The organism is Nitrospirillum amazonense (assembly GCF_007828045.1).
Classification (GTDB): domain Bacteria; phylum Pseudomonadota; class Alphaproteobacteria; order Azospirillales; family Azospirillaceae; genus Nitrospirillum; species Nitrospirillum amazonense_C.
Genome location: NZ_VITN01000008.1, coordinates 108,699 through 129,314, shown reverse-complemented (window position 1 = coordinate 129,314; position 20,616 = coordinate 108,699). Strand labels below are relative to the sequence as shown.

The following is a 20,616-nucleotide window of genomic DNA, read 5'->3' as shown; positions in this document are numbered from 1 at the left end:
CGGTAACCAGGGCACCGGAACATGCCTTCTTCAAACCTGGCAGCCAAAATGGCATCTGGTTACCGAACGTAACCTAGTCCGCTGCGCGACGGTTCGCCAGCGCTTAAACCGGAGACATCCCCATGAAGATCGCCCTGATCGGCGCCACCGGCAATGTCGGCACCCGCATCCTGGCGGAGCTGCGCCGCCGCGGCCACACCGTCACCGCCATCGCCCGCGACGTGGCCAAGGTGCGGCCCCAAGACGGCGTGACGGCCAAGGCCGGCGACACCGGCGACGCCGCCGGCCTGGCCCCCCTGCTGGCCGGCCACGACGCCGTCATCAGCAGCACCCGGTTCCAGGGCCTGGACCTGTCCTCGCTGCTCAGCGCCATCAAGAGCGCCGGCGTGAAGCGCCTGCTGATGGTGGGCGGCGCCGGCTCGCTGGAGGTGGCGCCGGGCCTGGCGCTGATCGACACGCCGGAATTCCCGGCCGCCTACAAGGTGGAGGCCGGCGCCGGCCGCGACGTGCTGAACGCGCTGCGCCAAGGCGACACCGGAGTGGAGTGGACCTTCCTGTCGCCGTCCGCCTTCTTCTTCGCCGGGGACCGCACCGGCCGGTTCCGCCTGGCCGACGACCAGCTGCTGGTCGATGCCACGGGCAAGAGCCAGGTCAGCTACGAGGATTTCGCGGTCGCCCTGGTGGATGAGGTGGAGAATCCCGCCCACGCCAACCGCCGCTTCACCGTCGGTTATTGATAAGACTGGGAAAACGGGGTGCGGCCATCCGCCGCCCCCGTGCCCCATTGTTTTGATGCGGCGCAACAAAAATTACTCGGGCAGGGAATGGTTTTCCGGGAATGCATCCGCCATCCTGGCCATCCCTTTGTCCGGGTATCGGTCCGCCGCCAAGGTCCAGCCACCATCCCGCCTGTCGACCGATCCCGGTGCTTCCCCCCTTTAGGCCCCGAACGCCTGGGAGTAGTGCCGACATGAATCGTGACGAGATCCTCTCCGCCAGTTCCATGCCCCTGTTCAGCCCCAGCTATCCCCGGGGCCCCTACCGCTTCATTCGCCGCGAATATCTGATCATCACCTATGAAAGCGATCCGGAGGCCATCCGCCGGGCCCTGCCGGAACCGCTGGAGCCGGCGCCGGGCAACCTGTGCTTCTATGAATGGATGAAGATGCCGGACAGCTCGGGCTTCGGCGATTATGAGGAGAGCGGGACCGGCATCGTCGCGCAATTTAATGGCGAACCGTGCAATTTCTCCGTCCAGATGTACCTGGACGATGAGCCGCCCATCACCGCCGGCCGCGAGATCTGGGGCTTCCCCAAGAAGTATGGCATCCCCCGCCTGAAGGTGCAGAAGGACACCCTGACCGGCACGCTGCACTATGACGAGGAGCGCGTGGCCATGGGCACCATGACCTACAAGCACTTCAGTCTGGCCGACCGGCTGGATGAGGTGGCCAAGGGCATCGGCAAGCTGAACGTGAACCTGAAGTTCATTCCCGACGTGGACGGCGGCCCCAAGGTGGCCCAGCTGGTGGGCTACAACCTGACCGACGTGCATGTCCACGGCGCCTGGGACGGCCCGGCCCGCCTGCACCTGATGCCCCATGTCAATTGCCGCGTGGCCGACCTGCCGGTACGCCGCATCGTCGGCGGCCGCCACCAGGTCGTGGACTTCACCCTGCCCTTCGGCCGGGTGTTGCACGACTACCTGGCCTGATACGGCTCGGGTGGGCGCGGACGCGCCCACCCCTTCCCGACCCAATCGCGGCGTCAGCGCGCCAGGGCCGCGTCGCGCACGGCGTCGGCCATCAGGCGCAGACCCAACGCCCCCATGACGGTGCCGGTCACGCGGTCAATGCCGCCCTTGGCCCTCAGATAGGCCCGGCGTGGCGCTTCCAGCGAAAAGGCCAGGGCCACGACGCTGTACCAGCCGGCTTCGATCAGGAAGATGACCGGCGGCAGGAACAGCGGCAGGTGGGGCGGCGGCCCCCCAAACTCGGACTGGGTGGGCAAGAGGGCGGCGAAAATGCTGGCGTAGGCGATGGCGGTCTTGGGATTGCTGAGCTGGGTCGCCAGCGCCACGACGAAGGCCCGGGCCAGGGACGGCGCGCGGCCGTCGGCCGGCGTGCCCGCGCCCGTGGCCGGGGGCGTGCCCGCAGCCTTGCCCAGGGGCGTGCCCGCAGCCTTGCCCAGGGGCGTGCCCGCAGCCTTGCCCAGGGGCGTGCCCGCAGCCTTGCCCAGGGGCGTGCCCGCCCCGCGCCACATGCGCAGGGCGAGATAGAGCAGATAGAGGCCGCCCGCCAGGCGCAGCGCCATGTTCAGCCATGCCACCTGGGTCAGCAGCGCGGTCAGGCCCAGCAGGGCCAGGGTTCCGAAGAAGGTACCGCCCACACCCATGCCCACGGCGGCGGCCAGGCCGTTGCGGCGAGACTGGGTGACGGCGGTGCGGGTGACCAACACGAAGCTGGGGCCGGGGGCCATGGCCCCCAGCAGCAAAGCGACGAGGATGGGGATCAAGCTGGCAAGCATGGGGCGCCCTTTCCCTTCAAAGGGGTGGATGGCCCAGGCGTGCGGCACGAAGGTGCGTCCGCGCTTCCCGATGGTGCCCCATCCAGCCCCGTTCCGGGGCCTGCGCCAGTCACGCGGAGGGAAGGAGCGTAACCGCCGCGACCCTAGCCCGCAACCGTGGTGTGCCGGTCCGCCCGCCGGCCGAAAATCAGTGCCGTGCCCAAGATGACGGCGCCACACACGGCCATGACCAGGGGTGTGGGCAGGAGGTTCAGCAACGTCGGTGCCGCCGTCATGGCCACCAGCGTCCCCAGGCAGTCCAGCACCAGAAACAGGCGGAAGACGGCGGCGATCTCGCCCCCGCTGAATCGCGTCTGGCGGAGGGTGGTCAGGGGGATTTGGCACACCGGGCCGCCCGTGGCCGTGGCCACGGCCGACAGCGCGATGGCGGGCAAAGTCCATGGCGCCGGCACGAACGTGGCCAGCGCCATGAGGACGAAGCCGCCGCCCACCAGAACGTCGCCCGCGATCACCAGGGCCATGGGCCGGCGGGTCAGCACGCCCCCCGGCGGCAGGCTGCCCACCACCAGGTTGCTGACCAGGTTGCCGGCGCCATAGGCCGAGAACAGCAGGGCCAGGGCGGACAGGCCGCTGAGGCCGAATCCGGCCAAAGCCCGCTGGCTCACCAGCAGCGGTAGCGCCAGCCAAATGGTCAGCGTCCACAGGCCGCCGGTCAGGCCGCTGCGCCACAGCAGATAGGTGAAGGGCGGCTCGCGCCGCACCAGGCGCCAGCCGGCCAGCAAACGCCCCGCGAGGGTGTCCGCCGCCGCCGCCGCGCGCGCGGGCGCCCTCTCGGCGGGGTCGGCGATGTGCGACCGGACACTGAACACGGCGCAGGCCGATGCCAGGAAGCTGAGGCCGTTCACCCCCATCAGCGCCACCGGCGGCATCAGCGTCGCCAGGGCACCCGCCAGGGTGGGACCGACCAGGCGCGCCAGACGCAAGGTGCCATCGAACAGGGCGTTGGTGGCGGCCAGCAGGCTGCGATCCGTCGTCAGCCGCGGCAGCGAGGCCTGCAGCGCCGGATCGAACAGCCCCGCCAAAGCGGACAGCGCCACCGACGGCACCACCAGGGTCCACAGGGTGAGATGGCCGGTCAGCGCCGCCAGTACCGGCACCGCCGCCAAGCCGGCGCGCGCCAAGTCGGCCGCCATCATGACGCTGCCTTGGTCCCAGCGTTCCACCCAGGCGCCAGCCAGCAGCGCCACCGCCATCAGCGCCACCGTGTCGGCCGCCGCGACATACCCGGTGTCCGGCCCCACCAGCCCCACGGCCAACCAGACCAGCGCCATTTGGTGCAACTGGTCCCCCACCGCCGACAGCGACAACGCGCCCCATAGACGGGCGATGGGGCCATGGGCCAAAGGTTTCAGCAGGCGCATCGAAAGGGCGTCGGGAATAGTGGTCGCGTGGGGTTCCTTTCTGCTTACAGCAGGCGACCGGACTGTCCAGTGTCGTTCCCGACAGTCAGCCCCCCACAGCCTAAAGCTTTACAGGCCTGCCGCGTCTGCACAGCTTTGCGGCAACATGCCTGTAACAATCCTGAATTGCCCAATCGCTGTGCGCCCGGTTCGCCGCCGCCTCGGCCGAAATGCCTCATATCGCAGCCGCGAACGAACTGGCCCGGTTATTGCTGATAAACCCTGACAGAGTGAAAACGGTCTCATCCCCCTGAAATGGGGGCTGGAACCAGGGTTTTGGCAGTTGGGTCGATAAAGAGAAACGCGAGCAGACTTCCATCCACTCCTCAATTTGACAGAGACGCATGACGAAACGGGCCGTCACCATCATTGTCAAAAATATTTTCCGGACTCCAGGTCGCGCTGATCTGGTGATTGGCCGGAACGCCGGCAAGATTCTGCCTCACGATACGCTCTATCTTTCTAATTATATTGCGGATATGGCCGTCCACGCGGGCGGCCATTCATATTTTCGGCGATCATTTCCCGTTACACCCCCATCAACCATAGCATGAGGACATGCCCCGGGAGCCGCGCGCGGCGCTGACCCGGCAGCGCACCCCTGTACCGGCGACATCACGGAAATTGTGCGACGCACACATCCGAAGCCGCCGCCAACTACCCCACTCCGCCCGCCGGGCCCGGCCCGGCGGGCCGGAGACGACAAGTCCCGCCACTTGAAATCAAAAGTGGCATGGGCGCACGCCGTCAGGCGGCAGGCGTCCGTCGATACAGGACCATAAAAAACGGAACAGGAGAGCCTTGCCTTGACCACCCATTCCACCCGCAGCCCCGAGCGCCGCATGGCCCGCTTCCTGGGTGCCCTGGCCCTGACCGCCGTGCTGGCCGGCATCATCACCGAAGCCGGCATCATTTCATCCAGCGGAACGGCGACGGCCAAGCAGCCCATCACCCGCACCGACGCCGCCGGCGGCTTCCCCATCTCCGCGGCCATATCCGTGCCGGCGGGATCGGATGTGGTGTACCTCAGCGGCATGACGCCGTCGGTGGCCGACCCCAGCGCGCCCAAGGGCAGCCCGCAGGCCTATGGCGACACCGCCACCCAGACCGTCAGCACCCTGAACAAGATCAAGGAGGCGCTGGCCGCCCAGAAACTGACCCTGGGCGACGTGGTCATGATGCACGTCTATCTGGTGGGCGATCCGGCCCATGACGGCAAGATGGATTTCGCCGGCATGATGTCCGGCTACACGCAGTTCTTCGGCACGGCCGAACAACCCAACAAGCCCGCCCGCACCACCGTGCAGGTGGCGGGCCTGGCGGCCCCCGGCCTGATGGTCGAGATCGAGGTGATCGCCGCCCGCGCGCCCTGACGCCGTTCCGGCGGCCCAAGGGCTTGGTGACGCCCGCCGCGAACCGGCGGACGGTCCCGCGATGCGGACAAGGAGGGTGCATATGCCTGCCATGACGGACCTGCCCCGCGCCGGGGTGACACGGCGCCATTTTCTGGAAAAGGCGGCGCTGCTGGGCGGCAGCGCCATGGTGATGACGGCGCTGAACGCCTGGGGGGCGGGGATCGCCTCCATGACCAGCGCGCCGCCGGCCCTGCGCGGTTCCGGCGCAGGACACAAGCTGCTGATCCTGGGCGCCGGCGTGGCCGGCATGACGGCGGCCTATGAAATGTCCAAGCTGGGCTATCAGGTCACCATCCTGGAAGCCCGCGCCTTCGGCGGCGGCCGCTGCCAGACGGCCCGCAAGGGCTTCAAGATGACGGAACTGGGCGGGGAGGAACAGGAGTGCAAGTTCGATGAGGGCCTGTACCTGAACCACGGCCCCTGGCGCATCCCGTTCTGCCATCGCTCCACCCTGCACTACACCAAGACTTTCGGCATTCCGCTGGAGGTCTTCGTCAACGAGAACGACGCCAGCTACGCCCAATTCGACACGGTGAAGGGCCCCCTGGCCGGCAAGCGCGTACGCCAGTTCGAGGTGCGGGCCGACATGCGGGGCTACACATCGGAACTGGTAGCCAAGGCGGCCACCTCGGGCAAGCTGGACACCGGCCTGGCCAAGGATGACGTGGAACTGTTCATCGAGTATCTGCGCGGCGAAGGCTATCTGGAGAGCGACCTCAGCTATCGCGGCACGGAAGGCCGCGGCTACAAGGTCAACCCGGGCGCCGGCATCGACGACCCCGGCCCCGGCGTGCCCAGCACCCCCTACGCCTTCCCCGATCTGGTGCAGTCCCGGCTGTGGCGCATGGTCCAGTCGGTCGGCACGTTCGACCAGCAGCACACCATGTTCCAGCCGGTGGGCGGCATGGACCGCATCGCCAAGGGCTTCGAGAAACACGTCGGCCACCTGATCAAGTACAACGCGGAGGTGGAGCGCATCCGTCAGTCCGACAGCGGCGTGACGGTGGACTACCTGGACACCAAGACCGGCAAGCGCGCCACGGTCAGCGCCGATTACTGTCTATGCACCATCCCGGTCAGCGTGCTGCGCACCATCGATGCCGACTTCTCCGACGCCTACAAACAGGCCATGGGGCAGTTGTCCTATGACCCGGTGTGCAAGATCGGCCTGCAGATGAAACGCCGCTTCTGGGAGGAGGACGACGCCATCTATGGCGGGCATGTCTACACCGACGCCCCCGGCATCAATTTGATCAGCCTGCCGTCATCCGGCTGGCAGTCGGCCAAGGGCGTGCTGCTGGGCTATTACATGTTCGGCACCGACGCGACGGACATGAGCGGTAACACACCGGCGGAGCGCGCGGCCATCGCGCTGGAGGCGGGGCAGCGCATCTTCCCGCAATACAAGGACAGCTTCGAGACCGCCTTCTCCGCCTCCTGGCACCTGATCCAATACAATCTGGGCGGCTGGGGCAATTGGAGCGCGGAGGCGCGGGCGACCGCCTATCCGGTACTGGTCAAGCCCGACCGCCGCATCTACCTGGCGGGGGAGCATATCAGCTACATCGGCGGCTGGCAGGCCGGGGCCATCGAGTCGGCCTGGCACCAGATCGCCCAGATCCATCAGCGCGTGGCGGCGTGAGGAAGGGGAGAGATGCGCAAGACCATCAACCTCACCGCCGTCCTCACCGGCGCTGTCCTCACCGCTGGCGTCGCCGGCTTGGGCATGATGTCGCCGGCCCTGGCGCAGGACGTGGCCAAGGGCCAGGATCTGTTCAACCACAAATGCGCCGCCTGCCACCAGAAGACCGGCCTGGGTGTGAAGGGCGCCTTCCCGGCGCTGGCGGGCGACCCCTTCGTGCAGGGCGATCCCGAGCCGATGGTGCGCACCGTGCTGCAGGGCCGGGGCGGCATGCCCACCTTCGCGGCCCTGCTGAGCGAAGAGCAGTTGGCCGACATCATCAGTTACGTCCGGCAGGCCTGGGGCAACAAGGCGCCGGCCGTGGACCCGGGCTTCGTCGCGCAAGTGAAGGCGAACGCCCATCCGCAGGACAAGGCGCCAACCGTCACCCACTGATCGGGGCGGTCGGCCTGGAACTCAACGGGTCTTGAAGGACACCTTTCCTGGATGGGGGTCGGGAAGCCCTGAAATCCAGGAAAGGGTCCGGAAGGGCCAAGACAAGGGAAAGGAATACGACTGTAAGTCAAACTGCCTTTCAAAAAGGCAAATCTACTTCCGCATCGCAATCGATGAGGATTTGAAAAGAGGCGACCGGGGCAATGAGTCGCTTCGTTTCATAAAATTTGCGGGGAATCGCGCCATCAAGCTGCCGTGATCTAACAAAATATCCAAAGATCAGGGGGCCAACATGACGCTTACAAACAACACCAACGCCATAAGTGCGCGTAAAGCCTTGGGTATCGCCCTGCTGTGCTCAGCGGGATGGCTGGCCATGGGCACCGCTAACGCCGCCACGGCGCCGGCCCCGGCGGCCGATGCCGACGCCTTGTCGGAAATCGTGGTGACGGGCAGCCGCCGCGTCGACCGCTCGGTCGCCGACAGCCCGTCGCCCATCGACGTCTTCACACCGGAGGATCTGGCCCACCAGGCCGGCGGCGACACCAACGACCTGCTGCGCCAACTGGTACCGTCCTTCAACGTCGCCCGCTTTTCCATCTCCGACGGGTCGACCTTCGTGCGCCCGCCGACGTTGCGCGGCCTGCCGCCCGATGAGACGCTGGTGCTGATCAACGGCAAGCGCTTCCACCGCTCGGCCCTGGTGCAGATCGGCGCCAATGGCCTGACCCAGGGGGCGCAGGGGCCCGACCTGGCGCAAATTCCGGCCATCGCCATCAAGCAGCTGGAAGTCTTGCGCGACGGCGCCGCCGCGCAATACGGCTCGGACGCCATCGCCGGCGTCATGAACTTCACCCTGAAGGACAGCGCCGACCAAGGCACGGTGGTGGCCCAGTGGGGCCAGACCTACGCCGGCGATGGCGGCAGTGCCCACATCCAGGCCAATTCCGGCCTGCCCTTGGGCGACCGCGGCTTCGTCAACATCAGTGCCGAGTATGTGAAGAACGATCCGACGTCGCGCGGGACCCAGCGTCCCGACGCCGCCGCCCTGGCGGCCCAGGGCCTGACCATTCCCAACCCCGCCCAGCGCTTCGGCGACCCGGCGGTGGAGGCGGAGCGGCTGTTCATCAACAGCGGCGTCGATCTGGGTGACAATTCCAAGATCTACCTGTTCGGCAACTTCGGCCACAGCTACGCCAAGGAAAGCTTCAACTACCGCAACCCCACCACGGTGTCGTGGCTGATCACGCCCATCACCCTGGACAGCGGCGCCACCTTCAAGTGGAACAGCGTCTTCCCCAACGGCTTCACGCCCTGGTTCTACGGCGACATCCTGGATAGCAGCATCACCGGCGGCTACAAGACGACGCTGAAGTCCGGCCTGATGATCGACGCCAGCGCCAGCTACGGCAAGGACGAGCTGCGCTACAGCATCCGCAACACCGTCAACCCCTCGCTCGGGCCCAGCAGTCCCCACCAGTTCTACGTCGGCACCCAGATTCAGGAGGAAACCAACCTGAACCTGGACTTGACCTACCCCGTGAACATCAGCTGGCTGGCCAGCCCGCTGACCCTGGCGGGCGGCGGTGAGTACCGGCGTGAGACCTACACCATCAAATCGGGCGACGTGGCCTCGTACCAGGCCGGCAAATACTACACCTACGGCATGCCCATCGGGTCCAACGGCTATCCCGGCTTCACCGCCACCGACGCCGGCCAATACCCGCGCGGCAACTACGCCTTCTATGCCGACGCCGAAGCCGACATCATCAAGAACCTGAGCGCCGGCGTGGCCCTGCGCTATGAGGACTTCGACGATTTCGGCGACACCACCAACTGGAAGATCTTCGGCCGCTATCAGTTGACCGACTGGGTGGCCGTGCGGTCGTCCATCAACACCGGCTTCCGCGCCCCCACGCCCGGCCAGTCGCACATCAGCAGCACGCAGACCACCTTCAAGGCGGGCAGCCCGGAACCCATCGTGCTGGGCACCTTCCCGGTGGACAGCGTGGTCGCCCAGTATTACGGCGCCAAGACGCTGAAGCCCGAAACCTCGTTCAACATCGCCGGCGGCCTGGTCTTCGACCTGCCGGGCGGGGTCAACCTGACCGTCGATTACTACAACATCAAGGTCGAGGATCGCGTCGGCATCACCAGCGACTTCACCGTGTCCGCCGCTGATCAGACCAGGCTGGCGGCCTTGGGCGTGGTGGGCGCCAACACCCTGGGCAACGTCAACTACTTCGCCAACGCCTTCGACACCCGCAGCCAGGGCGTGGACATCGTCGCCAACAAGACCTTCGAAGTCTATGACGGCGACCTGCACCTGACGGCGGCGGCCAACATCAACCACACCGACGTCACCAAGTACGACGCCAGCGTGATCGACGCCAACCGCAAGGCGGATATCGAGAACGGCCTGCCGCATTACCGCGTGAACCTGACCGCCACCTACGACATCGGCGCGTTCAGCTTCATGTACCGCGGCAGCTACTACGGTGCCTGGCAGGACAACTCCAGCGCCGGCCAGCATTACGATCCCAATTGGATCTTCGACGCGGAGATCGCCTACAAGGTGACCGAGGACCTGACCGCCACCGTCGGCGCGCAGAATCTGTTCGACACCTATCCGCAGAAGAACCGCAGCGCCGGCCGCCTGAACTATGGCGACCAGTACCCGGACACCTCGCCCTTCGGGTACGATGGCGGCATGTACTATTTCCGCATGGCCTACAAGTTCTGACGGGCGCGGCCATCGCCAGGGGAAAGCCGTCCGGGAAACCGGGCGGCTTTTTCTTTGGGTGATCGCGGTCTTTCCCGTCATAGTGGTGACTATAAGAACTCAAAAAATTGGGAACGTCCTTTTCATGAGCGTGATCGCGAACATCCTGGTGGCCATCGTGGCCCTGCTGCACGCCTGGTTCCTGGTGCTGGAGATGGTGCTGTGGACCAAGCCGCTGGGCCTGCGCACCTTCCGCAACTCCCCGGAAAGGGCCGCGCAAACCGCCGTGCTGGCCGCCAACCAGGGCCTGTACAACGGTTTCCTGGCGGCGGGCCTGCTTTGGGGCCTGGCCTATCCCGATCCGGCACCGGCGCTGCACATAAAGACCTTCTTCCTGGTGTGCGTGATCGTGGCCGGCGCCTACGGCGCCTGGTCCGTCAGCCGCCGCATCCTGATGATCCAGGCGATGCCGGCGGCCGTGGCCCTGGCCGCGCTGTGGCTGGCGTGAAAGCCTGATACGGCGGGGCGGCGTCAGGCGCCGGACTTCACGGCACCTTGCGTCGCGTCGGCGATGACGCGGCGGGCCTCGGCGATGGCGTCCGGGGTGGTTTTACCGCCCTTGGCGATGCTGTCGGCCAGGCCCATCAACGCCTTGCCGGTGACGGAGCCGTTGTTGGCCTCCTCCGTCACGCTCAGCCCCTGGTGCTGGGCGATGGCCTGGTCCCAGGCGGCACGCACAGCCGCCCAGTAGGTGGACGTCTTGGCCCAGTAATCATCGGCCGCGGCGATGGGGAAGTCGCTGAAGCGGGCGTAGGTGTTGATCACCGTTTCATGCACGAAGGTCACCAACGTGCCGTCGCGGGGGCCCAGCTTGGCGTTGTCCTGCTCATGCACCCAGCCAGCGGGCGTCAGGGCATGGCGGTTGGTGCCGCTGTAACGGTCGTAGGGCGGGTGCCGGGTGGCGTCGCGGCGGGCCAGGGGGCGCCACGTCTCGTCACTGGTCCAGCGTGAGACGCCGGCATCATGGCGCCAGCGTCCGACCCCGCCATAGCGCGGAGAATCGTCGGTCTGCCACACGGTCTGCGACCAGGCGCCCTTGCCCACGGCGGCGTCCACCGGGGTCAGGGACCAGTGGCCGGTGCCCCGGTAGGTCAGTACCGCGGCCGGCTGATAGACCCAATCCTGCCGCCAATGCTTGACCACGACGGGCAGGCCATCCTCGCCATCCACCACCAGGATGTGCTGCAGGCGGATGACGGACCCTGAGTCCTCCACCACCCGCACCACCTCCTCCCCGCCGCTGACCTTGGGCGCGATGGGTGTGTAACCGGCCAGGAAAGAGGTGGTCTCGCGGAAATCGAAGGTCACCTTGTAGGTGCCGGCCATGCCCAGGATGGCCTTCCTGTCCTGCTCCGGCGCCGTGCCAGTGGTAGGCGCCATGTCGGCGGCGAATGCCGCCGTGGGCAGGCTGGCGGTCAAACCCAGCAGGGCGGTGCCGGCCAGGAAGGCGCGGCGGCCGGTTTCAAGCGTGTCATGCGTCATCATGGGATGGCCTCTCGGGGTAGGTCATGCGATCGGGGAGGGAAGTGGCGGCGGGCACGGGCGGGGCCCGCCGCCACCGGGATCCGGCCTGGCATCCCCCCGCCGGCCGGATCGGGACCAGAGCTTTGGAATCAGAGTTTCAGGGTCAGCGAGGCGCCGAAATTGCGGCCCGGCTGGGTCCAGGCGTCCAGCACGGTGGAGGTGGAGGCCTGGCCCCGCACGTCGCCCCACCACCAGTACTTCTCATCCGTCAGGTTGAAGATTCCGGCGCGGATGCTGGCATTCTCCGTCACGGCCCAGTAGGCGGTGGCGTCCAGGATGGTGAAGGCCTTGGGGATGAAATAGCTGGCGCTGCTGACGTCGGATCGGTCCTTGGCCCCGGAGTGGGTCATGGTGACCTGGCCGCCGAAGCGGCCCGCCGGATCGCGGTAGGTGACGCCCAGCACCAGCTTCCACGGGTCCACGCTGTCCAGCGGCGTGGTGACGCCGCCCGACGTGCTGTCGCCGTGGGTGTAGGAGAAGGCGGCCAGGGCGCCGATGCCCGAGTTCAGGGTGACCTGGCCCTTGGCCTCCGCCCCCTGCAAGGTCACCCGCGACAGGTTCACATACTGGTAGACGGCCGGGTTGGCGGCGGTGAAGGTGCCGCCAACCTGCACCTGGTCGATGAAGTCACGGTAGCGGCCGGCATAGCCGGTGAGGCTGGCGTCCCAGCGGCCGCCGCCCAGCAGGGCGTTTTCGCCACCGTTGCCCCCGGCCTTTTCACCCCAGCCGCCCCAAGAACCGTTAAACTTGAACCCGCCCTCGATGGTCTGGCTGGTTTCCGCCTTCAGGTTGGGGTTGGAGACGGACTTGTAGTTCTGCGTGGGGTTGGCGAAGCCGTTGTTGACCTGCGACGGCGCCGGGGCCTTGAAGCCCTCGGCCAGATTCACGAACACCCCCACGTCGGGCAGCAGGTGATAAAGGATGCCCAGCTTGGGCGAGACGTGGCTGTCGTCCTTGGAGATGGGCGCCAGCGCCGTGAACAGCGGGTCGTCCTTCTTGGGCGACAGGTCGTAATAGTCGAAGCGCACGGCGGGATAGAGCGTCAGCCGCCGGTCGAAGGCGTTGATTTCGTCCTGCAGGAAGATGCCCGCCAGCGTGTAGTCGGTGGTGGGATAGGCGCGCGACGGGAAGGCGTCGCCGGCTGACGGCACCGTTCCGGCGCGCAGCGACTCCTGGTGGGTGACCGAGTAATCGCCGCCGTACACGAAGGTGTGCGTCAGGTCGCGGCCCAGGGTCTTGCTCTGCGCCTGGATGTCGATGCCGTAGACGTTGGTATCGAAGGTGCTGTCGCGCGTGCGATCGACGGCGGTGTTGCGATCCTCCGCCCCGTACTGGGTGGCGTGGGTTTCCTGGTAGTAGGCCGTCCAGTGCAGGCTGTCGATGATGTCCGCGCCGATGTCGTAGCGGTGGTCCAGGCTGACGCGGTTGCGGTCCTGACGATCCCGGGCGATCAGGCCCAGCACGCTGGTGGCGGCCAGCGGCGGCTTGGCGATGGCGCTCAACACCGTTGTGTTGGTGTGGTTGTCATCATGATCGAAGCTCAGGCGCAGGCGGTGCGCGTCCGATGGCTCAAACACCACCTTGGCCAGGACGGCGTTGGACTGCAGGTCCTGCGGATTGGCGGTGGTGCGGTCGGTGTTGGCGGCGTTGTTGGAGCCGTCGGTCGCGCTCTCGTTGCCGTCGCGGCGTGTGTACGCCACCAGGGCCTGCAGCTTGCCCACCCTACCGGCGGCCAGCGCGCCCTTGGACCAAGCCCCGTCGGTGGAGGTGTAGCCGACGCTGCCCTGGGCGGCCCAGTCTTTACCTGCTGTCAGGAAATCGTCGGGATCCTTGGTGATGAAGCTGACGGCGCCGGCGACGCCGTCGCTGCCGTAGAGCGCCGAGGCCGGTCCGCGCAGGATTTCCACGGACTTCAGCAGGCCCAGGTCGATATAGTCGCCGCGCCCCATGTTCTGGGCGCCGAAGCTGTAGGCGTCGGGCACGCGGATGCCGTCGGTCAGCATCAGGACGCGGTTGCCCTCCAGCCCCCGGATGTTGAAGCCGCTATCGCCGTCACGACCGGTGGCGCCGCCGGCCAGGGTGAAGCGCGCCGGGCTTTTGCGGACGGAGACGCCGGGCTCATAGCGCACCAGGTCCTTGATATCCGTCACCAGTTGGTCGTCGATCTGCTGGCTGGTGATGACGCTGACACTGGCCGGCACGTCGCTGATGTCCTTGGCCGTGCGCGTGGCGGTGACGGTGACCGTCGCCGCCGGATCACCATCGGCGCCGTCAGCCGGCGCGACCTCAGGCGAGACCTCTGCCGGCGCCGCATGGGCCAGCGGGGCGCCCCCCAGCGCCGCCAACAGCCAAAACGGAACGGTCGCCTTCAACAGCATTCGCCGCATTCTTGTTTTCCCCATCAGGTTGGTTCCTGGTGCAGCTATATGACGCATGAAATTAAGAATCAATCGCATTCTCATTGCTGAGTCCAGCACTGCGCAACCCGGCCCTGAGCAGGCAGAGGTTTGACCCGGCGGCGAGAATCCGCCAAAAAGCCGCCAATCCCAATGCTGTTCGTGGCTTGCCCCACCCCGCGCGTCCAGCGGCGGGCACGGCAGTGCCGCCCTTTCAGGATGACAGTCCCGTGACGATTTTCTCCCGCCGCCTGGCGCAGTCCGTGGCGACCATCGCCCTGGTGATCAGTGGTGCGGCGCACGCCGACCCGGCGGACCAGCCCAACACCGTCATCGTCACCGGCGTGCGCGACCAGGGCTTCCGCGCCACCGACACCCAGTTCGGCGCCGCTGGCACGGTGCTGGACACCCCGGCCTCGGTCAGCGTCGTCACCCGCGACCTGATGGACGACCAGCAGGCCCGGCGGCTGAGCGACCTGATCCGCAACGACGCCTCGATCGGGGAGAACTACGCGCCGGAGGGGTATTACGAAGACATCGCCATTCGGGGCTTCCCCCTGGATCTCGCCACCGGCCTGCGAATCAACGGCCTGACCATCGCCGGTGAACAGCCGGTGGCGCTGGAAAACAAGGAACGGGTGGAGTTCCTGAAGGGTTTGGCCGGCGTGGATGCCGGCGTGGTGGCCCCGGGCGGCCTGGTCGATTACGTCACCAAGCGGCCGGCGGATGTGGCCAGCCTGACCCTGGGCACCGACAACCGGGGCGGCCTTTACAGCGCGGTGGATGTCGGCAGCCTGTTCGGGGCGCGCAAGCAGTACGGCCTGCGCCTGAACGCGGCGCATGAGGACATCGCCAGCTACGTCGATCATGCCGACGGCTACCGCAATTTCGGGTCCATCGCCGGCGACTGGCGGGCGACGGAGGACGACACCTTCACCCTGGATCTGGAATACCAGCGCCGGGTGCAGCACTCCGTCTCTGGTTACCAGCTGCTGGGCGGCACGGCCCTGCCGGCGCTGGATACGGTGTCACCCTCCCGCATGCTGGGCGCCCAGTCCTGGACCAAGCCCGTCACCATCAACGCGCTGAACCTGTCCGGCCAGTATGAGCATCGCTTCAGCGACGACTGGCGCCTGAAGGTGCAGGTGGGCCACAGCCGCACGGTCATCGACGACAACGTGGCCTTCGCCTACGGCTGCTATTATGTCGCCAGCTGCGCCGCCGGCGAGTCCCCCGGCTACTACTTCGCGCCCAACGGCGATTTCGACGTCTACGACTACCGCAGTCCCAACGACGCGCGCGAGGATGACCAGGCCCAGGCCCTGCTGCTGGGCAAGGTGGCGACGGGCGCCATCGGCCACAGCCTGACCCTGGGCGCCAGCGTCTTCCGCCGCACGGTGACGCAGACCGACTATGTCTATGACTATGTCGGCAGCGACAACATCTACAATCCCACGCCCCTGGCCTTCGCGCCGTCCCCCAACAATCCGGGCGCCAATTACGAAAGGCTGGACAGCCGCCAGTATGCCATCAACGCCATGGACCGCATCGACCTGGGCGCCCTGGTAACGGGGCTGGAGCTGGATGCCGGCGTGCGCACTGTCTTCCTGCGCGAGCGCGCCTACGACATCGACCACACCACCGTCCGCAACACGGCGGAGACCCTGCCCCTGCCGCAGGTGGCCCTGGTCTACAAGCCGCTGTCGGCCATCACGTTCTACGCCAGCCATGCGCGCGGCCTGTCCTTGGGCGGCCAGGCGCCGGCCTGGGCCACCAACGCCAGCGAAATCCTGTCGCCGTCCCTGTCCTGGCAGGACGAGGTGGGCGCCAAGTACGACTGGAACGGCCTGCTGCTGGGCGCCAGCGTCTTCCGCCTGAGCAAGGCGTACGAGTACGCCAAGCCCGACGACAGCGCCTACGGCTTCACCTATGTGCGCCAGGGAACGGAGCGGCACGACGGCCTGGAACTGAACGCCGCCGGCCGGGTGACCGAGGCCCTGCGCCTGACGGCCAGCGCCACCTTCATGCACGCCGTGGCCTATGGCACCGGCACTCCCAGCTATGACGGCCACCAGGCCATCAACGTGCCGCATGTGCGCACCGCCCTCTATGCCGATTATACCTTGCCGCACCTGGACGGGCTGGCCCTGCTGGCCGGCTGGCAGTATGTGGGCGAGCGGGCGGCGGCGCGCGACGCGGTGGCCACAGCGCCGGCCTATCATCTGTTCAACGCCGGCCTGCGTTATGCCCCCAGCGCGCTGGACAACAAGCTGACCCTGCGGCTGTCGGTCGACAACCTGTTGGATCGGCGGTACTGGAAAGATGTTGGCGAGAGCGCTGGCGACGCCTATCTGCATCTGGGGGCGCCGCGCACCGCGCGCTTCACGCTGCAGTATTCCCTGTAAGGTCTCCTCCCCGCTTCATGAGCGCCTCCCCCGCCCGGTCCACTCTCGACAGCTTGCATCACGCCCATGGAATGGCCCATGGGATGGGGGTGGGCGCGGTGCTGCCCGACTGGCCGCCCCTGACGGTGGTGGAGGTGGCGGGCCTGCTGCGCCACTACCCCGATGCGGGCGCGGTGCGCGGTATCCTAAGCCACAGCCCACGCCCCTTCTCCGCCGCCTCGGTGGTGGCGACGGCGGGTGGCGCGCGCGCGGCGGTGTTCGTGAAGCGCCACCATGCCCGGGTGCGAACCTCCGCCCAGTTGGAGGATGAGCACGCATTCATGGACCATCTGCGCCGGCGCGGCACGCCCCTGGGCGTGCAGATCTGCGACGTGCTGGCGACGGCGACCGGCGACCGCGCCCTGACCCTGGGCGAGTGGACGTACGAGGTCCACGGCCTGGCGCCGGGCCTGGACCTGTACCGGGACGCCTTGTCCTGGACGCCTTTCCGCGACCTGGGCCACGCGCGTGCCGCCGGCGCCGCCCTGGCCCGCCTGCACCAGGCGTCCGAAGGGTTCGACCGGCCGCATCGCCGGGGCCAGGCCCTGGTGTCGGGCTTCACCCTGTTTTCCAGCGACGACCCGCTGGCGGCCATGGCGGACTATGTGGCGGCGCGGCCGGCGCTGGCCGATTACCTGTCGACCCGCCCCTGGCGGCGCGACACCCAGCGCCTGCTGCTGCCCTTCCATGACCTGCTGCGGCCGCACCTGAACCAGTTGTCCAGCCTGTGGACGCACAACGATCCGCACGCCTCCAACCTCACCTGGACGGATGCGGGCCCCACCGCCGGCGTTGCGGCGGTGCTGGACTTCGGCCTGGCCGACCGCACCACGGCCCTCTATGACCTGGCCACGGCCATCGAGCGCAACACCGTGGAATGGCTGGCCCTGACGGAGGGGCGGCAGCCGGGGGTGCACCTTGACCAGGTGGCGGCGCTGATGGCGGGATACCATGCCGTCAGTCCCCTGGACGCGTCCCGGCGCCAGGCGCTGGCGGCCCTGCTGCCCCTGGTGCATGCGGAATTCGCCCTGGCGGAGACCGACTATTTCCACGGCATCACGCACTCGGTGGAGAATGCCGGCCTGGCGTACGAAGGCTATTTCCTGAGCCACGCCGCCTGGTTCCACGGGGCCGACGGCCAGGGCCTGCTGGCCTTCATCCGCGACCTGACCCTGTAACCCCGAACGGCGGCGCCCTTCCCCCATGTCCCCCTTGGAAATCGTCGCCGTCATCGTCAGCGCGCTGGCCGTCTGGACCACCACCCGCCGGTCCTTGTGGTGCTGGCCCCTGGGCCTGGCCTCCGTCGCGCTCTATGGCGTGGTCTTCCTGGACGCCAAGCTGTACTCCGACATGGCCTTGCAGGCCGTGTTCGGCGCCTTCCTGGTTTATGGCTGGGTCTGCTGGTGGCGGGGGGTGCGCGACGACGGCCACGTGGTGGTGCGGCCCCTATCCGCCCGCGACGCCATCCTCGGCCTAGCCGCCGGCGGTGTCGCCAGCGTCGCGCTGGGCCTGGCCATGGCCCGGTGGACCGACGCCTCCCTGCCCTACCTGGACGCCACCCTGGCCGGCTTCAGCCTGGTGGCGCAATACTGGACGGCGCGCAAGCACATCGCCAACTGGTGGCTGTGGATCGCCGTCGACGTGGTCTATGTCGCCATGTATGTGGTCAAGGACCTGTACCTGACCGCCGGCCTTTACGCCGCCTTCATCGTCCTGGCCATCCTGGGCCTGCGCAGCTGGCGGGTTGGGACGGACGCACCGCCCGCGGTACAGCCGTCATAGGCTGTTCCCTCCGTCGCCGGGCGCCCGCATCCGCGGGCTTGGCTTCCTAGTTTTCTTTCCTTAAACCGACCCCGCGACCGCGTGCACGCCCACTACGCCGCGGAACAGGGCGGCCACGCGTTCGCTGTGGGCCGACGCGGTGTCGGGCAGCTGGATGTCCACCTCCAGCATGTCCTCGCCCGGCAGGTCGGCGCGCCGGCGGGCATAGACGTGCAGGGGCACGATGTCCAGGCGGGCCAGGGTGCCCATCAAGCGGGACAGCAGGCCGGGGCTGGCGTCGGCAGCCACCGACAGCATGACGGGACTGACGTTCAGCGGCGCGGTGGTGGCAACGGTGGCGGTCATACCCGCGTCTCCGGCAATCCTGCGACCGGCACGGCGGCCACGGCCACGGCACGGCGCACGGCGGCCTCGGCCGCATCTCCCTCATACCCGACGACGACAGCATGGGCCGTGGCCCAGGGTCGGCCGGCGCGGCGGTCGGCCTCGCCCCGGTGGCGGGCCACCGACAGGGCGTAATCGATGGCGGCATCCAGGCCGTCGGTGTTCTCCAGCGGGTCCAGGCGGCTCCAGTCCAGGGTCACATCCACCGGGCCGGCGCGGTTCACGGCCAGGGCCACGAAGCCATCGCCGCTGCGCACCAGCGTCAGGGTGGGATGTAGGACGGCATAATCGGCGGGGGAGCAATCCAGGGGGGGCATGGCGGCGGCTCTTCAACAAATCGTGTTCGGATGAGAGCAACAATAGCGGCCAAGGCGTGCATAGTCTTTGCGAAGACTGTTTGAAATCGCCATTATCAACATGACTCATGTTTTGAACTGGCAATATGGAGATGGATCATGCGGCACAAGCTGGACGGGCTGGATTGGAAGATCCTGGACGTGCTGCAGCAGGACGGCGCCGCCTCGGCCGCCGACGTGGGCGACAAGGTGGGGCTGTCGCAATCGCCCTGCTGGCGCCGCATCCAGCGGCTGGAGGAAACGGGGCTGATCCGCCAGCGCGTGGCCCTGCTGGACCGGCGGGAGCTGGGCCTGAACTTCCTGGTCTTCGCCCATGTGAAGCTGGAGGCGCACGCCGGCGACAGCCTGGACGCCTTCCGCCGCGCCATCGCCGACATACCGGAGGTGCTGGAGTGCTTCGTGCTGATGGGCCAGGTGGATTTCCTGCTGCGTATCGTCGCCAAAGATGTCGAGGCCTATGAGGCCCTGTTCTTCAAGAAGCTGTCGCAGTTGCCGGGCGTGCGCGAAATAAATTCGATGATGGCAGTATCGACCGTCAAGGAGACGACTGCACTGCCGTTAGGGCAGCTGCGCGCCGAATTGGGGTAGTCCAGCCAAGGGGCCTTGACCATCTAACCGGGCAAATCCCCCCGCCGGGCGCGCCCACACCATGACCCCCACCCGCCGCACCATCCTGTCCCTTTTGCTGGCGCTGCCCGCCGGAGCCGTGGGAACGGGCATCGCGGTAGCGCAGACGGCGCCCCAGCCCATCCGCGTGCTGGTGCCGGAACTGCCGGTGCTGGGGGAGCGCGGCGCCGACGGCCAGGCCAGGGGGCTGGTGGTGGAGCAGGCGCAGGCCATCCTGGACCGCGCGGGCATCCGCGCCACGGTCGAGCTGCTGCCGGTGGTGCGCGTGTATGCCGAACTGGCGCGGGAACGGCCACCGGGCGGTCCCAAGGTCTATGGCATGGTCGCCGTGCCCATCCGCGACCCGTACCGGGCCATCGTACCCCTGGCCCTGACCATGGGGACACAGCTGGTGGCGGTGGCGCGTCAGGGGGTGACGCTGGCGAAACCCGATGATCTGCGGACGGTGGGCCCGGTGGCCGTGACGGCCACGGGTACCCAGGCCCTGGTCCCGGTCATCCAGCAATACGGGATCACCGTGCAGACGGTGCCGTCCACGCTGAACGGCCTGCGCATGTTGGCCCACGGCCGGGTGAACGCCGTGATGGGCATCGCCTCCGTCATCGACGTGGTGGCGCGGGAAAACAACCTGACCGACCAGCTGGGCGACCGCGTGCAGGTCAGCACCATGGAGGCCTGGCTGTCCTGCGACCCCGCCACCCGCGACGCCCCCGAGACGGCGATCCTGCGGGACGCGGCGGAGGCCCTGTACCGCGAGGGCCGGCTGGACGCCATCGCCCGCCAGCATTTCCAGAAGGCGGCCACGGGAAGCTGAAGCCGCCTCCCCGGACACCCCAAAGATGG

The 20,616-nt window shown here is 67.6% G+C and carries 19 protein-coding genes and 1 riboswitch; of the genes, 12 read left to right on the top strand and 7 right to left on the bottom strand.

The window, feature by feature from the left end; all coding sequences use genetic code 11:
• Positions 1–122: 122 nt before the first annotated feature.
• Together FBZ89_RS14605 and FBZ89_RS14600 are read left to right on the top strand one after the other, a co-directional pair.
• Positions 123–737, top strand: a complete 615-nt coding sequence (locus FBZ89_RS14605; protein WP_145750705.1) for an NAD(P)-dependent oxidoreductase — start codon at positions 123–125, stop codon at positions 735–737.
• 233 nt (positions 738–970) lie between these two features.
• Positions 971–1,714, top strand: a complete 744-nt coding sequence (locus FBZ89_RS14600) for an acetoacetate decarboxylase (protein ID WP_145750704.1) — start codon at positions 971–973, stop codon at positions 1,712–1,714.
• 53 nt (positions 1,715–1,767) lie between these two features.
• Here the strand turns inward: FBZ89_RS14600 and FBZ89_RS14595 are convergent, their stop codons facing one another.
• From FBZ89_RS14595 to FBZ89_RS30895, 3 genes are all read right to left on the bottom strand, one after another.
• Positions 1,768–2,526, bottom strand: coding sequence for a LysE family translocator (locus tag FBZ89_RS14595; protein ID WP_145750703.1), 759 nt, complete (start codon positions 2,524–2,526; stop codon positions 1,768–1,770).
• Positions 2,527–2,550: 24 nt separating this feature from the next.
• Positions 2,551–2,649: riboswitch (ZMP/ZTP riboswitch) on the bottom strand.
• A 20-nt stretch (positions 2,650–2,669) separates the two neighbouring features.
• The gene (locus FBZ89_RS14590) at positions 2,670–3,947 is read right to left on the bottom strand and encodes an MFS transporter (protein WP_145750702.1); all 1,278 of its coding nucleotides are present in this window, start codon (positions 3,945–3,947) and stop codon (positions 2,670–2,672) included.
• Between the two features lie 365 nt (positions 3,948–4,312).
• Positions 4,313–4,489: a hypothetical protein gene (locus tag FBZ89_RS30895; RefSeq protein ID WP_186457370.1), complete on the bottom strand. Its 177-nt coding sequence runs from the start codon at positions 4,487–4,489 to the stop codon at positions 4,313–4,315.
• A 303-nt stretch (positions 4,490–4,792) separates the two neighbouring features.
• Here FBZ89_RS30895 and FBZ89_RS14585 point away from each other — a divergent pair, with 303 nt between their 5' ends.
• The 5 genes from FBZ89_RS14585 (at position 4,793) to FBZ89_RS14565 (ending at position 10,708) form a co-directional block, all read left to right on the top strand.
• The gene (locus FBZ89_RS14585) at positions 4,793–5,359 is read left to right on the top strand and encodes a RidA family protein (RefSeq protein ID WP_246172218.1); all 567 of its coding nucleotides are present in this window, start codon (positions 4,793–4,795) and stop codon (positions 5,357–5,359) included.
• An 82-nt stretch (positions 5,360–5,441) separates the two neighbouring features.
• Positions 5,442–7,043 (top strand): flavin monoamine oxidase family protein, encoded by a 1,602-nt coding sequence (locus FBZ89_RS14580; RefSeq protein WP_246172216.1) that lies wholly within the window; start codon positions 5,442–5,444, stop codon positions 7,041–7,043.
• 12 nt (positions 7,044–7,055) lie between these two features.
• Positions 7,056–7,478 carry a c-type cytochrome gene (locus FBZ89_RS14575; RefSeq protein ID WP_211115238.1) on the top strand — a complete coding sequence of 141 codons (423 nt, stop codon included), beginning with the start codon at positions 7,056–7,058 and terminating at the stop codon, positions 7,476–7,478.
• A 292-nt stretch (positions 7,479–7,770) separates the two neighbouring features.
• Positions 7,771–10,221 carry a TonB-dependent receptor plug domain-containing protein gene (locus FBZ89_RS14570; RefSeq protein WP_246172215.1) on the top strand — a complete coding sequence of 817 codons (2,451 nt, stop codon included), beginning with the start codon at positions 7,771–7,773 and terminating at the stop codon, positions 10,219–10,221.
• A gap of 124 nt (positions 10,222–10,345) precedes the next feature.
• Complete coding sequence (locus FBZ89_RS14565) at positions 10,346–10,708, top strand: DUF1304 domain-containing protein (RefSeq protein ID WP_145750701.1); 363 nt, start codon at positions 10,346–10,348, stop codon at positions 10,706–10,708.
• Positions 10,709–10,731: 23 nt separating this feature from the next.
• Here the strand turns inward: FBZ89_RS14565 and FBZ89_RS14560 are convergent, their stop codons facing one another.
• Positions 10,732–11,745 carry a DUF6607 family protein gene (locus FBZ89_RS14560; protein WP_211115237.1) on the bottom strand — a complete coding sequence of 338 codons (1,014 nt, stop codon included), beginning with the start codon at positions 11,743–11,745 and terminating at the stop codon, positions 10,732–10,734.
• Positions 11,746–11,873: 128 nt separating this feature from the next.
• Positions 11,874–14,162 (bottom strand): TonB-dependent hemoglobin/transferrin/lactoferrin family receptor, encoded by a 2,289-nt coding sequence (locus tag FBZ89_RS14555; RefSeq protein WP_145750807.1) that lies wholly within the window; start codon positions 14,160–14,162, stop codon positions 11,874–11,876.
• A gap of 248 nt (positions 14,163–14,410) precedes the next feature.
• Here FBZ89_RS14555 and FBZ89_RS14550 point away from each other — a divergent pair, with 248 nt between their 5' ends.
• From FBZ89_RS14550 to pnuC, 3 genes are read left to right on the top strand one after another with little or no spacing between them, the layout of a single operon-like run.
• Positions 14,411–16,585 carry a TonB-dependent siderophore receptor gene (locus FBZ89_RS14550; protein ID WP_145750700.1) on the top strand — a complete coding sequence of 725 codons (2,175 nt, stop codon included), beginning with the start codon at positions 14,411–14,413 and terminating at the stop codon, positions 16,583–16,585.
• A gap of 17 nt (positions 16,586–16,602) precedes the next feature.
• Positions 16,603–17,802 (top strand): phosphotransferase enzyme family protein, encoded by a 1,200-nt coding sequence (locus tag FBZ89_RS14545; protein ID WP_211115236.1) that lies wholly within the window; start codon positions 16,603–16,605, stop codon positions 17,800–17,802.
• Positions 17,803–17,827: 25 nt separating this feature from the next.
• Positions 17,828–18,406 (top strand): nicotinamide riboside transporter PnuC, encoded by a 579-nt coding sequence (gene pnuC, locus FBZ89_RS14540; protein WP_145750698.1) that lies wholly within the window; start codon positions 17,828–17,830, stop codon positions 18,404–18,406.
• A 60-nt stretch (positions 18,407–18,466) separates the two neighbouring features.
• On the opposite strand, the gene FBZ89_RS14535 is transcribed toward pnuC, so the two are convergent.
• On the bottom strand, positions 18,467–18,751 hold the full coding sequence (locus FBZ89_RS14535; RefSeq protein ID WP_145750697.1) for a hypothetical protein: 285 nt from the start codon (positions 18,749–18,751) through the stop codon (positions 18,467–18,469).
• Positions 18,748–19,107: a hypothetical protein gene (locus FBZ89_RS14530; protein ID WP_145608790.1), complete on the bottom strand. Its 360-nt coding sequence runs from the start codon at positions 19,105–19,107 to the stop codon at positions 18,748–18,750. The genes FBZ89_RS14535 and FBZ89_RS14530 overlap by 4 nt, the downstream gene beginning before the upstream one ends.
• A gap of 138 nt (positions 19,108–19,245) precedes the next feature.
• On the opposite strand from FBZ89_RS14530, the gene FBZ89_RS14525 reads away from it, so the two are divergent.
• Together FBZ89_RS14525 and FBZ89_RS14520 are read left to right on the top strand one after the other, a co-directional pair.
• Entirely contained in the window at positions 19,246–19,734 is a 489-nt protein-coding gene (locus FBZ89_RS14525) for an Lrp/AsnC family transcriptional regulator (RefSeq protein ID WP_088873899.1), read from the top strand.
• Positions 19,735–19,795: 61 nt separating this feature from the next.
• Positions 19,796–20,587 carry a substrate-binding periplasmic protein gene (locus tag FBZ89_RS14520; RefSeq protein WP_145750696.1) on the top strand — a complete coding sequence of 264 codons (792 nt, stop codon included), beginning with the start codon at positions 19,796–19,798 and terminating at the stop codon, positions 20,585–20,587.
• The last annotated feature ends 29 nt before the right edge of the window (positions 20,588–20,616 follow it).

Coding starts and splice junctions, on each gene's coding strand:
- FBZ89_RS14530 (WP_145608790.1), bottom strand. CDS start 19,107: ATGCCCCCCCTGGATTGCTCCCCCGCCGATTATGCCGTCCTACATCCC.
- FBZ89_RS14580 (WP_246172216.1), top strand. CDS start 5,442: ATGCCTGCCATGACGGACCTGCCCCGCGCCGGGGTGACACGGCGCCAT.
- pnuC (WP_145750698.1), top strand. CDS start 17,828: ATGTCCCCCTTGGAAATCGTCGCCGTCATCGTCAGCGCGCTGGCCGTC.
- FBZ89_RS14600 (WP_145750704.1), top strand. CDS start 971: ATGAATCGTGACGAGATCCTCTCCGCCAGTTCCATGCCCCTGTTCAGC.
- FBZ89_RS14570 (WP_246172215.1), top strand. CDS start 7,771: ATGACGCTTACAAACAACACCAACGCCATAAGTGCGCGTAAAGCCTTG.
- FBZ89_RS30895 (WP_186457370.1), bottom strand. CDS start 4,489: ATGGCCGCCCGCGTGGACGGCCATATCCGCAATATAATTAGAAAGATA.
- FBZ89_RS14560 (WP_211115237.1), bottom strand. CDS start 11,745: ATGATGACGCATGACACGCTTGAAACCGGCCGCCGCGCCTTCCTGGCC.
- FBZ89_RS14535 (WP_145750697.1), bottom strand. CDS start 18,751: ATGACCGCCACCGTTGCCACCACCGCGCCGCTGAACGTCAGTCCCGTC.
- FBZ89_RS14565 (WP_145750701.1), top strand. CDS start 10,346: ATGAGCGTGATCGCGAACATCCTGGTGGCCATCGTGGCCCTGCTGCAC.
- FBZ89_RS14555 (WP_145750807.1), bottom strand. CDS start 14,162: ATGCTGTTGAAGGCGACCGTTCCGTTTTGGCTGTTGGCGGCGCTGGGG.
- FBZ89_RS14590 (WP_145750702.1), bottom strand. CDS start 3,947: ATGCGCCTGCTGAAACCTTTGGCCCATGGCCCCATCGCCCGTCTATGG.
- FBZ89_RS14595 (WP_145750703.1), bottom strand. CDS start 2,526: ATGCTTGCCAGCTTGATCCCCATCCTCGTCGCTTTGCTGCTGGGGGCC.
- FBZ89_RS14520 (WP_145750696.1), top strand. CDS start 19,796: ATGACCCCCACCCGCCGCACCATCCTGTCCCTTTTGCTGGCGCTGCCC.
- FBZ89_RS14605 (WP_145750705.1), top strand. CDS start 123: ATGAAGATCGCCCTGATCGGCGCCACCGGCAATGTCGGCACCCGCATC.
- FBZ89_RS14545 (WP_211115236.1), top strand. CDS start 16,603: ATGAGCGCCTCCCCCGCCCGGTCCACTCTCGACAGCTTGCATCACGCC.
- FBZ89_RS14525 (WP_088873899.1), top strand. CDS start 19,246: ATGCGGCACAAGCTGGACGGGCTGGATTGGAAGATCCTGGACGTGCTG.
- FBZ89_RS14575 (WP_211115238.1), top strand. CDS start 7,056: ATGCGCAAGACCATCAACCTCACCGCCGTCCTCACCGGCGCTGTCCTC.